This window comes from Pedobacter sp. (assembly GCF_041645105.1).
GTDB lineage: Bacteria > Bacteroidota > Bacteroidia > Sphingobacteriales > Sphingobacteriaceae > Pedobacter.
Genome location: NZ_JBAZQQ010000005.1, coordinates 442,514 through 457,871, shown reverse-complemented (window position 1 = coordinate 457,871; position 15,358 = coordinate 442,514). Strand labels below are relative to the sequence as shown.

Sequence of the window (15,358 nt, the reverse complement as noted above, 5' to 3'; positions counted from 1 at the left end):
AATAAGGGATCTTATATAGGTTTAAATTGTGTTGTTAATGGATTATCTGTTCTAAAAGGCAATGCTGGCAAACCATCTTTATTGTAAAGATTTGGTCGCATGGCTTCATTCCATCCAAAGCGAACAGCTACAGGCTTTTTTAACCCTTTGACAGATACGATGATTTTATTGTCTTTAATAATCGCTTCAGCGGGAAAGAATTTCCCATCTTTAGCGGCCATACTGAAACAATCCAAAGGTTTACCATCTATACTGATCAGGCCTTTTCCTATATGTTCAAATTCGAGTTTGGCGGTATTCCCTTTAAATTTTACAGATTTATAAATAGGTCCGGACCAGGTTAATTGCTGATTAAAATCCTTGGCTAAAGCCCATAATGCCAGTCTTCTTCCTATCTCCCATTTATAATTGGGATGTAGGTCATCCGGATAATCGTTCAGGTCCGTCGTCACAACCATACCCGTATTTGGCATTCTCAGCAACTGCGCCTGTGCTTCCCAGAACTCAGGCTCTGTATATTCATCCAAGGCTATTTTACCTTTAGAAGTAGAGTAATTAAACGGTGCGATTTGCACATAGTAGAATGGCATATCTTTATCCTTCCAGGCAGTTCTCCAGCTATTGATCAACGCTTTCATTTTATAGCTATAGCTGATGTTTTCTTTTAAAAAGCAATTGGTTTCTCCCTGATACCATAAAAAACCACGCAGAGCGAAAGGAGTTAATGGTTCAATCATGGGGGTATAAAACTTACCAGGGTCATTTCCTACCTTTTGACCAGAGAAATAACCGGTCTCCAGACTTTCCCTTGGAATCCAGGGCTCTATTGCGCTACCACTTACAGCAGAAGAAATCATTCCGACAGGGATATTCAACTTCTTCTGAAGTTCCTTTGCAAAAAAGTACCCCGCTGCCGAAAAGTTCTTTAATGCAGAATCCTGAGCTATATTCCAGCTTTTATGTAAGGAATCTGGCTTGCTCAATTGCTTTCTGTTCACCAGGAAAATACGAATCTGTGGATTATTGGCTTTCTTTAATTCATCAACCGGATATCCTAGTTTTTCATTCAGTGGCTTTTTTACCCTTTCGAGCTTACGCATTGCGTATTCCATATTTGATTGTCCGGAACACAACCATACCTCTCCAACCAAAATATTATCAAGAACAATAGTATTTGAACCTTTAATAGTCATTGTTGAAGGAACAGCAGAAGTTTTCAGCGCTGACAAAACCACAATCCATTTACCATTTGCATCGGTTATGGTTTCTTTAACCTGGCCTGCGAAACTTACAGTAACAACTTCACCAACAGCAGCAAAACCCCATATGTTTAAAGGTTTATCGCGCTGCAAAACCATATTACTGGATAAAATCTGGGGTAAAAGTATTTTCGCATCAGCAGAAACAGCAGTCATGATCAATAGCATCAACAAGAAATAACCTTTTAGACCCTTCATCTCTTTATTTTATCAATTCAGTCTTTAATGATTTAATGTAATACACAGCCTCTGCAACGGGCGTTCCCGGATCTTTCAGATCATAATCCTGATCTGTAGGGGTGTCTACATCCGGAAAACGACGCACATCACCTGTTCTGAATGTTACCTTTTCGAAACTCAGGACCGGTTCAAACATCAAGCGGGCACCTTTACTTTCTCCATTTATAAAAACATTTAACATCCGTTTATCCATATCTAACTCTACGCGGATGTTATAAGTTTTCCCAGCCTCATATTTCATGATTCCTGAATTCCTATACCCAACTTTAGCACTTAATTCGCCATTAGCATCGAATATCAATCTTGAAGCTGCAGTTCCTTTTGCATCCTGAAACTCTACCTGCAACGAACCTGTATTGTTTTGAGCAGGAGTAACAGTGAATTCCACATTTACTTTTCTACCTTTCGGCATCATTCTTTCTGCCTTAGCATAGTCGTATGGATCTTTATCTCTTAGCGTAAGTGCTTTGGTTCCATCAGCTGCTTTTTCAATTTTAACTGTTGCCCAAAGCGGACTAAATGTATTCCAGAACTTCAATTCTTGTCCGTCCGGAAGCGTATTAAATGTTTCATTTACCGGACCTGGTGCTACAGAAATCACAGGCACAGGCACTTTAGCGATCCAGATATCTTCCTTGTTCATACTATAAGTTAGCCACATATTGCCGTCGGCCGGTTTACCATTACCTTCAATTATTCCTCGGATATATTGTGGGCCGTATGATTTATAATTACCACCATAACGCATTTGCGAAATTTCCCCGTTCACTAACAAAAGGTTTTTATAATTCAAACCATCTTCACTTGTAGAAAGAGCCAAAGGCCAACGAAATTCTGAGGGATTGTAAACGGTTGCAAAACGACCATCTGAAGTACGTTGTCCCCATATTTTCGCATTGCTATTCACTACTCCCGGCGCTCTTAATGGCGTATACTGCCATGTTTTTGCCCCATCATTACTCACAGATGTTAAAGCATGTTTCCACAAACCCACAACTTTTCCGTTTGGCAGATGATAATAACTAAATGCCTTTACAGGTCTGTGGAATGGAATTAAAGGATCATTACGATCTGCTTCTTCTACCATTTGTTGCATCATCAATGGATTCGCCAGGATCTCCTTACAAGCTGTCAGCAATCCTTTATCCTTACTTTTTGTATATAGCGGATAAAGCGTGTGTTTCATATCCCAGGTAGAGTTGGGCCTCAATAAGTAGATTGGCCCATAGGTACCATCTTTTTTAATTTCACGGATCACCCTGCCAATTCCTTTTCCATCGTTAGGATCGTCCTTTTTATCCATTGCAATACCATAATAAGCCAATGCGAAAAGTCGATCGGCTTTAGAAACATAAAAGCCAACACGCTGATGCATAATTGCATATAAATCCTTTGCGGCACCTTCAACTCCTTCTTTTTTCCATCCGTCAGGGATTTTATAAGGGGGAAAAATAATATCTGGTTTAGACCAATTGTACCCGTCCTTAGAGGTTTGCAACAGAGTTCTGCTCGGCGGGATATGCTCTCCTACCGGATCACTTAAAAATTCCACGTAAAAAGTATTGTTCCAATAAGCCAGCATCGGTGCATGGTTATAGGTCCAGTCTAAACCGTCAGATAATTCAGGATGTTCACGATTTGCTCTTAATGTCTGGATATTATGTACGCCAATTGCAGGCACAAGCTGACCATGATGATAATCGGTATTTGAGATTGTTGTACCGGTATAACGTAAGGTGTCTTGTGCTTGTGAAACCTGTGCTGTTACAAACAGCATTGAGGCCAGCCATATTTTATTGTATATCTTCATTATTAATTCTGTTTGTTGCCATCCTGACGAAGGCCTTTAATCACTTTTCTATCTACAGGTACTATGGTTCCATGTTTATGTCCTTCAGGGATTACAGTTTCTGAAGAAACATCTTTGAAACTCTTAAAGTCATTTGTTCTTATAGCTGCATATCTTTTTTCGCCGTAGGCATCATAATAAATCAGCCAGTCTTTACCTATTTTAACTACCGAAGGGCCTTCTGTAAGTAAACCACTAAAAGGCTCAGAGATTCCATTATAAGGTCCTAAAGCCTGTTTGCTAAAAGCGACCTTCAAATTCCTGGCTGGACGTGTATTGTCTTTCAATACCAAGACATAATCATCCTTAGCTTTCTTTACGATTACCGCATCAATGACACTATATCCTGGTTCCAGAAATAGTTTTGCTTCAGAGAAAGTCTTAAAATCTTTAGTAGTTACTGAGTACATCCTGTGGTTGTTATCTTCAGCTTCAATACCTTTTGCAAAACGATGTGGGATGGTTGATGCCCAGATAATGATATACTCTTTCTTCACATCATCATAAAATAACTCAGGTGCCCATACATTTACGGTTGTTGGCTCATTCTTCAGTACAGGAATAAACTGCTGCTCAGACCAATTGATCAAATCTTTGGAACTCGCATACCCAAATCCCCTGTCTCCCTTCCAACCGCAAGTCCACACCAAATGAAAAACACCATCTGGACCTTGCACCATTGATGGGTCCCGCATGATCTTTTCTTTACCGATCTCCGGCTTCAAAAAAATTTTGTTCAGGTCATTCCATTTATAGCCATCATAGCTGTACAACATTCTTAGACCTTCATTTGCAGGTTCATGAAAAGAAGTAAATACATACGCTTTTTTAGAACAGGCACTGAACGTAACAACCAGTGTCAGAAGCAAAAACAAACGAATGCTATATTTAAAATCTTTCATTATTTCTTATCTATAATTAATACCCAATCATTACCATCTTTCAGATCACCTGGAGGATCAAAATCATGAGTTCCTTTATTATCTATCAAACCTATTTCGGTAGTTTTTCCATCACGTGGACTAAACCAGGATGCTTTAACCTGATCTCCATCAATCAGGCCCATTTTCAGAGAAATGTTACGGCCATTGTAAGTATATACAAAGATGTAATCCTTAGCACGTGTAGCCAGTAACCTATTGTACTTTTCGCCTACATCCCCAGCAATAACCGATTGATCTGGAACTCTATCAAAATAACCACTGGCATCTGCTGCAGTTCCATCTCCTTTAACACGCGACAACATCAGATTTTTCAGGTGAACCATTTGTCCTGCCCCCGGATCATTCAAAGCTTTTTGCCATGGTTCTTTTGCACCAAAAGCAGGGTCTTTAGCCGCAGGATTATAAAATTGCATTACAGAATTACTACCGTATGTATAACCAAATGCACCTGCAAAAACCGACCAGTAGCCATATCTTCTTACATCGGCATCATTCCAACGTATCTCTTTTGGATTGTGAAGACCTTGTGGTATCCCCTCATAAGATGGTTCTGCATCTATAGTTGGCATGATTCGTTTGTGGTTGTAGTCCTTTTCAACATACTTCCAGTTGTCTTCACCATAGTGCCATTTCTCTTTAGCAGAGGTATCCTGATCATAACGACGATGGCCCGACTGTATCATATTAAAATCCATCCATTTAGCATCCTGAAACCACTCAGAAGAACCTGTTCTGCCTCTCGGGTGGAAGGTAACCAGATGCGTCGAATCTGTAGCTTTTAGTGTATTGCCAATAACTTCCCAAACTTCTTTTTTAACAGAACCTTTAATATCACCACCATTGAGCCAGATGATATTGCTTTTATCTTTATATCTGCTGGTCAGAAACTCAGTGTAAATCTTTGCCTGAGCTTTAGTCACTTTATTTTCTTTAACGTTAGTTCCCCAAACTGGCACCAATGCCATATAAATACCTTTTTCTTTAGCCTTATCGATGATATAATCTATATGATCCCAGAAATCGTACTGCGCAGCATCCTGAAAAGAATTGCCATCAGTTACTGCAGGCTTAGATATATCTCCTTTTACCAAAGAAGAATCACCATATACATTTACAGATGGTACAGTATGTAAGACCATAGCCTGCACCACATTAAATCCTTTTTGTCTACGATCTTCTAAATATTGTTCCGCTTGTTCACGTGTAGTTTTATTAAACAGTAACCAGCCAGTATCCCCTAGCCAAAAGAATGGTTTGCCATCTTCAATAAGATATCTTCCATTTTCTGAAACGTGTAAACCCTTTTTTAACGCATCAGGCTTCTTGTTTGATGCACAACCAAACAGCACTGACGAAATAATAGCAAATAAGACTATCTTTTGATACATGACAATAATGATTTTAATTTTTGTTGATGAAAACGATCTCGTCTCCAGATGAAAGTTTATTGAATTCAACAGCTGATCCAGCCTTGATTTTTTCTTCTTTAATTATAGCTCCGGTACCGGGGTTTATTCGCTTAACTGTATAATTTCCGGTAACTCCACCCAAATCCAGCTTTACAGTCGTTGTTGAACTATTATATAATATATATGATTTACCTGGGCTTGCCAAAGCGTACTGATCTTTAGGCCTGCCAGCTAACTCAAAAGGTTTTAATCCAGTAGTATTCAACACCTGCTCTAATCCAGGTGTATTAGCCTTAACATTAGACAACGAACCTCCAGCCATAAAAATAGCCCAGCCAAAGGCATCGTAGTTATCACCTGAATAGATTACCACTTTTTCAGGGTATTTTGTTCTGTATTCAGCTACCGCTCGATACACTTGTTCAAAAGAGGTTTTCTTAGGTTTCAATAGGCGGGCGTGCTGACGAGGTGCCAGATTTTCGCCACCCTTTGGAGCATAAGCAGTACCATCTGACTGGTAATGCCAATACCTGATATCGATCAGATCTACAACAGTTGCTCTATCTTTATCTGCCAGAATAGCATCCTGTACATCTTTAGTAACACTTAAGCCAATGATTGGATGTTTACCAGTTTCTTTCTCCCATTCCTTAATGGTATCAATCCAGAATTGCACGAAATGCAAAGGCCCGGTAAATTCAGCCCCGATCATTTGGATTACGCTACTGTTGTCAGCAAAGTTATCCAGACATTTCCTGATATAAGCACGGTGCAATTCTTTACGGGCAGGATTACTGATATCATAAAATTGCTCGGCCATAAATATTCGCTTATCGCCCGCATAAGGTACTGGTTCTGGAAACCCTGTGCTGTTAATGTTATTTGCTGTACGCCAAGGGAAGTCAGCATAATGTGCTCCTGCCTCTATAATATTATGTTGGAAGTAATTCTGGTGTATCAATACCAATCCTTTACGATCAGCAAGATTTGCGAATTGTTTTAATCTATCCCAATACCAAAGGTTATATTTCGTTAAATCATATTTACTCAAACCATCCCATGCAGTCCCCTGTCCGGATCTGGCAAAAGGTAATTCATAAAATGGAGCCCATACATCACCATCCATTCTTCGGATACGTTCATGGTCATCACGTCTCCGGTCATACCACAATCCATAATTATGATCCAAAATCTTTACTTTTCCATTTTGCATGGAATCAGTTGTAGCCTCTAAATCATCTGTTAAACCTTTACCCGAGCGACCAGGAACAAAGCGTGTAATATGTGGTTTGGCATTTTTTAAACCATAGGGTCTGGCACTACCATTCCACCATTGAACATCTTGTCTGTTACCAGTTATAAGTAACTGATTACGAGTAAGCCAACCATCGCTAACTTTCATAGCTCCTGACTGTTTTTCTTCAATTGATTTAGTTTTTAAACTAATCTGATCAATACTTTTAGCGCCCCGTTTCTCAACAGATATAGGTTGTCTTACTGCAGCCTGATCGATATATTCTGTGAGTTGTAATGCAGGATTAACAGCCATTTTGGTTAATTTCAATGCAACATCTACTTGCGGACTACTTGAAGCTTCTGTTTCTACCGGCATTATAAAAGTACGCGCCTCTACTTTCGATCCTACCCTTTCGTTTAATTGCGCGTAATACAAACTACGTGGTTGAATTTGCTCATTTGACATCCCCCAATATCCATCACCAGCGAACTGAGCCCAGTTACCAAAAGCCCAGTTTTGTGCTGTAGGTGGCTGATAACAATCTATCCTTGCAGCAGTACACTGCCAGAATACACTATTTGCTGCCGCCCATCCTGCACCCTTTCCGTCCATTCCTCTGTTCATAAAGCTCAAAGCTTGTCCATCCACGTTTACGATATCAAACAATACACCAGAGGCCCAGCTGTCAATTGCTCCACTAAAACTAAATGGCAAATAAGCCTGGCACTGAACAAAAGCATTTGGTCCGGGGGCGCAATATCCTACCGCAAAATCATGATAACCATATTCTGAATATAAACGTTGAAACAAGGTTTGTCCACCCATAGTGAAGAAAGTATTTCTGCGTTCGCCACCAATTTCTGAAATTGGGGCCAACGACTTACAGTCTTCAACAGTTACTCTGTTTGCTGTTTCCTGAACGTTGACTACCGAACCGGCAAAATGTTCAAATACGACTTGTCTTACCCAGGCATCAGAAATATTTTCTAATGAAATCCCCGTCCAGCGATGATACTCGTCTTTAGGATTGCTTTTATCAAAAGAGGATACAATCCTCATATTTTCTGCACCAGAATGGGAAATCCTCCCTTTCCAAGTGTACTTAGCTATTGAAGATTCACCAAATGCTGCGTCAAGAGCTGTAGTTAAGGGAGCATCCAGCATCAACTCATTGCCATTTACGGCAAGAACTTTTCTATCCCAATAAATATCACGTTGTCCGGGTTTCCAACCTAAAGAAGTAATACCACCACCAAAATGATCGGTCCCTATTGCATCAATCCATTCTTTTGTAGAACCGCGCTGTACAATTACCTGATCACCTTTTTTAAAATCAGTTCCATTGGCAACAGTAATTTTCATGGCATTTACAGGCACGTATTGGTCTGTAATGTTAACTGGCTTATCTTTTACCTGATCATTCCTACCAAAAATACGCAATACCCCTAGCCGGTCTAGTCCAGTCGCATACACAACTGTTCCATCTTCAGTCATACCACTACCTCTTAAAACTACACCCGAAGCATTAATCTTTAGTGTTCCAGCAATCTCGTACTTTCCTTTTTCTAAAAGAACAGCACCTCTCAGTCCGTCTTTACCTAGTGGTAAGGAGGCAACATAATCCAATGCCTTTTGTATGCTTGATGTAGCATCCCCAGTTTTCACAGGTACTACTACTTTAATTACCGCATCCGGAATAGCTTGTTCACCAGCCATGTAACCTACATATGAAAAATCAGGAACTCGGTTCCCTTTTTCATCAGCGGTATAATTTAATTTACCATCCTTCCCTTTAAATACTGGTTTAGGAGGTTCAACAACCTTCACTTTCTGCGCATACAAATTGCCGACTTGTAAACAAACCCAAATTACACCAATCAAAACTGGTAGTTTTTTAAACCAATTTTGCTGTTTAGAAGTATGTTTAATAGTCAGTATCATATTACTTAAAACTGATGTTATTTAAAATAATTAACGATAATTAAGGTTTCACGGCCGACAAAGGCACTACGCTATTGATGTAATTTTCAATATTCGAATAACCATTTTTAGTGATTTTAGCTGCATCTGATGCATCGTTAGGATTTAAGCCATTCTTAATCTCCCATGTATCAGGAATACCGTCATTATCTGAATCTTTATAAGGTGTTCCTTTGTATTCGGGATATCCGCCTACCTGACTGATGTCTGAAATTATTCCTTTTTTATAAGAATCTTCAGGCAAACGACGTTTGATATAGGCTTTACCCAGGCTCGTTTTACCTCCATCAACATTAACAATTTTACCTGTTTTTACCTGCTCAATTATCCTTTTGTCTACCGCATCACGCACTGGCAAATTTGCTCCGGCATTGGTTAAAGCATAGTCAAAAGCTTTACGCGTTTCCATAATACTTACTTTAGCCATTGGCATAGGTTTGTTTACACGCATAGAATCCAATGTCTTTTGTTTATCTGCCGGGCCTTCCACCTGAACACCACCGTCCCAATTGTTTTTAGTAACCTTCTCATTACCTTCAACAATGTTTCCATGGATATAAGCCTTACCAAACAAATGTGAGAACCTTTTATCTCTTCCTGTTTCAGGTTTTAAGATACGATAAGCGATAGGTTGATCTAATGGTGTAATTGGCCCTGGTTTATAGTAGTTGTTGATAAAGTTATAAAAGGAATTGTTATCCCCTCCATCTGCACTACGGTTCCACCAGTTAAACACCACGTTGTTCACAAAACCAAAATCACCATACATTCCTACAGAAGGACTACGACTGATATTGTTTGCCCATAGATTACGCATAAAAGTACTGTTTAATCCACCAAGGGTACTACCAAAAGCGTGGTTATACGTATCTAAAGCTTCAGAAAAGATAGAATTTTGTATTGTTACATTTACTGTAGGCAATTTTTGAGGAGCTGATCCATCTTTAGGATCGTAAACATGCCTGTAAATAGACATATTTTCGTCAAGCCCCCAGCTTGCAGAGACATGGTCAATGATAATGTTACCTACCACATTACCACCAATGGCATCATCTCTACGGGTTACGTCAGTTTCACCACGGCGGAACCGCATGTAACGGATTACTACATCATGCGTATTGATCCATACCGATTCTCCGGCAATACACACACCATCACCCGGCGCTGTTTGTCCTGCTATAGTTATATATGGTGCACGAATAATCAATGGTGTTTTCAGGCGGATGATACCAGCAACATTAAAAACAATTATTCTTGCTCCACCTTGCTCACAAGCTTCACGTAAAGAACCTGGACCATCGTCAGCTGTTGTTGTGACCACGAATACCCGGCCACCACGCCCGCCGAATGAATAGGCTCCTCCCCCTTCTGCTCCGGGAAAAGCAAGTAATTTAGCCTGGGGCAAATCCGAAGGCTTGGCAGCCCATGGAATAAAAGGCTTACCATTTTTCGCATCACGGTCTATAATGTGCTTTACTTTTTCAAATTGAAGATCAGATTTGTGCTGGATAGCCGCTAAAAGAGAATCTGCTTTAGCTTCCATTGCTCTTGGGATAACAGGATACTGTGCAATAGCATTCTGCGTTATACCAGCAGTAGCAACTATAAATAATAAAGAAAGTGTTTTCATAATTATGGTTTAACCGTTTTAACCGGAACTACACTATTTAAATAAACTTCAATATTTGCATAACCACTTTTGGTAATCTTAGCGGCATCAGACGCATCATTAGGATTTAGTCCGTTTTTAATTTCGTAACTATCAGGCATACCGTCATTATCAGAGTCCTTATATGGCGTTCCTTTATATTCAGGATAACCACCTACCTGACTTACATCAGTGATGATACCCAGCTTATAGGAATCTTTAGGTAACCTGCGGTGTTCAAAATCCGGAGCATCAGATAATTTAACATTTGATGGAGTAACAATCTTTCCAGTTCTCACTTGTTCAATTACACGTGTATCTACAGGATCCCGTTTAGGTAAAGTTGCACCAACGTTAGCCAATACATATTTATGTGCATCCATAGTTGGCAAAATGGTCATCGGCGCCATAGGAAAAGGTTTCTTTACGCGCATTGCAGCAAAATAAGAACTGGCTTGTTCATAAGACATCAATTCACCTTTTTTATCTTCAAGCTGTACACCACCATTCCAGTTATCTTTCGTTACTTTTTCATTCCCTTCAATAATGTTTCCTTCCACATATGCTCTTCCAAATACAACATAAGGCAATTTACTACGACCAGATTCTGGCTTTAATATTCTATAACTGATCGGATCTTTCAGCGAAGTTACCGGACCAGGTTTATAATAATTATTGATGATATTGTACATAGCAGTATAATCCCCACCATCTGTAGAACGGTTGTTCCAGTTAAAAATCACGTTATTGGCGAAATTAAAAATACCGTTCCATCCAATTGATGGATTACGTGCACCATTATCAGCCCACAGGTTTCGCATAAAATTACAATTCTCGCCACCCAGAGTACTGCCAAAAGCATGGTTCCAAGTATCCAATGCTTCAGAGAAAATAGAATTTTGGATAGTAATATTTACCGTTGCCAGTTTTACTTCTGTTTTCCCGGTACTATCGTTATACATATGGCGATACATGGACATATTTTCGTCTAGTCCCCAACTTGCAGAAACGTGGTCAATCATAATGTTACCTACCGGGTTTCCACCAATAGCATCATCTCTGCGACCAACAAAGGTTTCCCCTCTTCTGAAACGCATGAAACGTACTACAACGTCATGTGTATTTAACCAAACTGACTCACCGGCAACACAAACACCATCACCTGGAGCAGTCTGCCCAGCTATTGTGATATAAGGCGCACGTATAATTAAAGGAGTTTTTATGCGAATGATACCCGCTACGTTAAACACCACGATTCTGGCACCGCCCTGTTCACAGGCATCCCTTAAAGACCCGGGGCCGCTATCATTTAAATTCGTTACCACTATTACACGACCACCTCTACCGCCGAAACTATGGGCACCACCACCTTCAGCACCAGGAAAAGCCAACAGTTCAGACTGAGGAAGATCCACAGGTCTACCCGCCCAGGGAATATAAGGTTTTCCTTCCTTGGCTTCTTTTTCTATAATTGGCTTGGCTTTTTGCCAGGCGATATCTGACTGACGATAAGCTTCACTCATCATATCATCTGAAGCCTTTTTAACATCAGCAGGAATTTTTGGATATTGAGCGAAAGCAGAGGGCGCTGTAGCAACTAGTGCTGCAGAAAATACGAACTGTAAAAATCTCTTTTTCATTTGTCTCGAATAATAGGTATACCAAAAAGTACGCAATTATTTTATAGATATAAAATCTACTCAGTTTCTATAAGGTCGCGGTCGTTATTTTTTGATATTTTAGGTGAAAAAAATTTGGTTAGATTGTATATTTATTCAAAAATGCAACCTAATAAATGCTATTTCCTATAGAATTTTCTCAATCTATTGTACGATATTATCTGATTGAATTTTTATACGTCAAAATAACGTTTTATGTCGCAGGTATGTTACAGGATGGTCTTAAAAAATGTAGTTATAACATTTTCATTTCATCGATGTTTACCTGTTTTTTGGGAGGAGTTAATGATACCTTGGCTGAAACTTTGGAAGAGAAATTAATATCCGGAAGACTAATATTTAGGTAAGTCGGAAAGAATAACTACCAAAGATAGAGAAGAAATATTATTTAAAAATAAAGAACAGTATTATTATAAGGAAATAACAAGGAATTAACAAACATTTGTCCCTGTTATGTCCCTGTTAACTCCCTGTTATTCCCCTGTTATTTCCCTGTGAAAAAAGAGAGTGCTCATAGAAATTCCGAGCTAATAGAACAGATCTTAACTGTTAGTTAAGATCTGTTGGTAAGAATCGATTATAAATCAAAAACTAAGCCTGTATTAAAACTTGTTCTTGAATGCTTAGCATCTGTACTCTGAGTATTATTATTAAATACATTTGTAAAGCCACTTTGTCCGTCAAGTTCAAATAGAATCTTAGCCTTTTTGCCAATAGGTATTTTAACTCCTATTCCAACATCAAGACCCACATCAGTGGAGTTCGTATATTCCTTTAAGTCCTCATTAAATGTTGTCTCATTAGAATTTAATAGTACCCCTACATAAGGTCCTCCATGTAAATACCAGTTTCTTTTCCTACCAAAATGCCAACTTGCCATTACAGGAATACTCAAATAGTCCATCCGATAATTAGTAACATAACTCTGTCCGTTATTTGTATTTAATATGAAACCTTTATCCCAGCCTTTTTGGTCATATGTCAATTTAACTTTAATACTCCAGTCATTGGCAATAAAATAATCACCAAAAGCACCAATAGCAATTCCACTTCTGTATGAGCTATTGGTCTTTGTGCCGCTTGTTGCAGTTGCCAGATTATAACCCGCATTGATTCCAAATTCAAACTTTCCTTTTTCTTGTGAAAAGCCTGTCAAACAGCTTCCGGTTAGTAGTAAACCGGCTAATAATTTCTTCATATATTGATTTCGTTAATTAAGATTAAGTGAAGATATAAATCAACATTAATTTATTAGCAAAAAAAATGCATAAATGAAAAAAAAGACTGCACCTTTCGGTTACAGCCTTTCCTGTTTATCAAACCATGTATTATCTTAATAGCCTGGATTCTGAAATCCAGCAGGATTACTGATCGCATCTATCTGACCTTGTGGGATTGGTCTTACGCCATGTCTTCCATCTACAAAATATTGACCTACATCAGGATTACTCTGCATCAGGTAAGTTTTATTTAGCTTTCCGGTACGTTTCAAATCATACCATCTGGTATACTCACCACAAAGTTCTCTAGCTCTTTCGTCCAGTATAAACTGAACAGATAAATCACCCGCAGCAATCTGCTGTCCTGAAACCCTTGTTCTCAATGCATTTACATAACCTGCAGCAACGCCATTTGCGCCACGAAGATAAAACTCTGCTTCAGCGGCAATCAGATACACCTCACCAAGACGCATTACTGTTGCATAAGCATCACTGGTATACCCATTCGTTCTTGGATTAACTAATGAGCCTGAATTGAATTTAGTTAATGAAGGATAAAAGCGAATAAAAGGATTCTCCACTTCTCCCGGTGCCTGATTTACCCTAGTATATTTCATTTTAACTTTTTGGTCATTACCATACAAATCAGCGAAATCTACCCAGATATAAGGTTGAGATAATTTTGTTGCTTTTTCAGCAGCATAAGTCGCCTCTTCTTGGCGCATAATTTTAATTGCGGTTGCGTTATTTGCGACTGCTGTTCCTACTGATACTGCAGATCCTACCCTATCAAACTGTCTGATGGCATCGGCTGTCCAATTATAATTTGTATTAGCTGTCCAGGTAGTTTGAAATGATAGCGCGTACCTTGGATCCAAACTTCCATCAGGGTTTTTAAATACATCCATCAAATATTTGGTTGGCATAAAATTACCACCTGACCAACGACCTACAACAGTCTGAAAACCTGCGGATAAAATTGCTCCAAATGCAGTTGGTGTTGCATAAAATCTTTTAAAGTCATTATTATGGTCGTGCGTATTGGTAGAACCGTAGTTCTGTGAATAGGTTAACTGATAAAGAGCTTCCTGATTCGTTTTATTGTTAGCAGCATTGAAGTTATCTACAAAATTATCATACAGGCGAACTTTATAAGTAGCTTGTCCATCGATTAACTTTTTAGCCGCAATGATCGCTTCTTCCAGGTATTTATCTGTTCCGTATTCTTTAGTTTGCAAAGCTGCTTTAGCCAAAAGGCCAATTGCAGCTTTTTTAGCAGGACGACCAGCTACAGCAGCTTCAAAAGGTAAATTATCAACTGCAAAACGCAAATCTGGAAGGATTACTTTTTCATAAACTTCTAATGCTGGGGTTCTAAATGATTCAAAAATGGGAGATTCGGTTTCTGTAATTGTTAGTGGAACAGCTCCAAATTGTTCTACAAGATGGAAATAATATAGTGCTCTTAAAAAATGGGCTTCAGCAACCAGTGCATTCTTTTCCTGTTCACTACTAAAATCCGTCACCTGATCTGCTCTTAAGATAACTATGTTACAATAGTTTATTGCATCATAGGCACCATTCCAATAGTCTTTGGCCATATTAACATCCATTACTGCTCCAGAAGCATATTTCATGTAATTCTGATTGTTGGTGGAATTAAAATCAGCAGTCCAGATGTCAGTTCCTCCTTCTGTTACCAGGATTAAGTTACGTCCATAGAAATACCTTGACAAATCAAAATAACAACTGGCTACAACTTTTTGAAAGCCTGATTTTGTATTGGTCATTTTGTCGATAGTTACACCTGAAGGATTTACCTCTTCCAATGAGCAAGAACTTGAAAAAAGTCCCAGCCCCAATATAGCTATGTATATATTTTTTATTTTCATG

The 15,358-nt window shown here is 39.0% G+C and carries 9 protein-coding genes; all 9 read right to left on the bottom strand.

Annotated features, from left to right (window positions below; genetic code table 11):
- Positions 1 to 11 precede the first annotated feature (11 nt).
- The gene (locus tag WC623_RS17775) at positions 12 to 1,457 is read right to left on the bottom strand and encodes a sialate O-acetylesterase (RefSeq protein WP_372853548.1); all 1,446 of its coding nucleotides are present in this window, start codon (positions 1,455 to 1,457) and stop codon (positions 12 to 14) included.
- Positions 1,458 to 1,461: 4 nt separating this feature from the next.
- A complete protein-coding gene (locus WC623_RS17770) occupies positions 1,462 to 3,309 on the bottom strand; it encodes an exo-alpha-sialidase (RefSeq protein ID WP_372853546.1) in 1,848 nt (615 codons plus the stop codon).
- Between the two features lie 2 nt (positions 3,310 to 3,311).
- Complete coding sequence (locus tag WC623_RS17765; protein WP_372853544.1) at positions 3,312 to 4,250, bottom strand: glycoside hydrolase family 43 protein; 939 nt, start codon at positions 4,248 to 4,250, stop codon at positions 3,312 to 3,314.
- Positions 4,250 to 5,680 (bottom strand): glycoside hydrolase family 140 protein, encoded by a 1,431-nt coding sequence (locus WC623_RS17760; RefSeq protein ID WP_372853542.1) that lies wholly within the window; start codon positions 5,678 to 5,680, stop codon positions 4,250 to 4,252. The genes WC623_RS17765 and WC623_RS17760 overlap by 1 nt, the downstream gene beginning before the upstream one ends.
- A 13-nt stretch (positions 5,681 to 5,693) precedes the next feature.
- On the bottom strand, positions 5,694 to 8,879 hold the full coding sequence (locus WC623_RS17755) for a DUF6298 domain-containing protein (protein ID WP_372853540.1): 3,186 nt from the start codon (positions 8,877 to 8,879) through the stop codon (positions 5,694 to 5,696).
- 40 nt (positions 8,880 to 8,919) lie between these two features.
- Entirely contained in the window at positions 8,920 to 10,548 is a 1,629-nt protein-coding gene (locus tag WC623_RS17750; protein WP_372853538.1) for a polysaccharide lyase, read from the bottom strand.
- Positions 10,549 to 10,550: 2 nt separating this feature from the next.
- The gene (locus WC623_RS17745) at positions 10,551 to 12,206 is read right to left on the bottom strand and encodes a polysaccharide lyase (RefSeq protein ID WP_372853536.1); all 1,656 of its coding nucleotides are present in this window, start codon (positions 12,204 to 12,206) and stop codon (positions 10,551 to 10,553) included.
- Between the two features lie 616 nt (positions 12,207 to 12,822).
- The gene (locus WC623_RS17740; RefSeq protein WP_372853534.1) at positions 12,823 to 13,443 is read right to left on the bottom strand and encodes a porin family protein; all 621 of its coding nucleotides are present in this window, start codon (positions 13,441 to 13,443) and stop codon (positions 12,823 to 12,825) included.
- 135 nt (positions 13,444 to 13,578) lie between these two features.
- Entirely contained in the window at positions 13,579 to 15,357 is a 1,779-nt protein-coding gene (locus WC623_RS17735; RefSeq protein WP_372853532.1) for a RagB/SusD family nutrient uptake outer membrane protein, read from the bottom strand.
- Position 15,358 lies beyond the last annotated feature (1 nt).

Coding starts and splice junctions, on each gene's coding strand:
- WC623_RS17770 (WP_372853546.1), bottom strand. CDS start 3,309: ATGAAGATATACAATAAAATATGGCTGGCCTCAATGCTGTTTGTAACA.
- WC623_RS17755 (WP_372853540.1), bottom strand. CDS start 8,879: ATGATACTGACTATTAAACATACTTCTAAACAGCAAAATTGGTTTAAA.
- WC623_RS17735 (WP_372853532.1), bottom strand. CDS start 15,357: ATGAAAATAAAAAATATATACATAGCTATATTGGGGCTGGGACTTTTT.
- WC623_RS17750 (WP_372853538.1), bottom strand. CDS start 10,548: ATGAAAACACTTTCTTTATTATTTATAGTTGCTACTGCTGGTATAACG.
- WC623_RS17760 (WP_372853542.1), bottom strand. CDS start 5,680: ATGTATCAAAAGATAGTCTTATTTGCTATTATTTCGTCAGTGCTGTTT.
- WC623_RS17740 (WP_372853534.1), bottom strand. CDS start 13,443: ATGAAGAAATTATTAGCCGGTTTACTACTAACCGGAAGCTGTTTGACA.
- WC623_RS17775 (WP_372853548.1), bottom strand. CDS start 1,457: ATGAAGGGTCTAAAAGGTTATTTCTTGTTGATGCTATTGATCATGACT.
- WC623_RS17745 (WP_372853536.1), bottom strand. CDS start 12,206: ATGAAAAAGAGATTTTTACAGTTCGTATTTTCTGCAGCACTAGTTGCT.
- WC623_RS17765 (WP_372853544.1), bottom strand. CDS start 4,250: ATGAAAGATTTTAAATATAGCATTCGTTTGTTTTTGCTTCTGACACTG.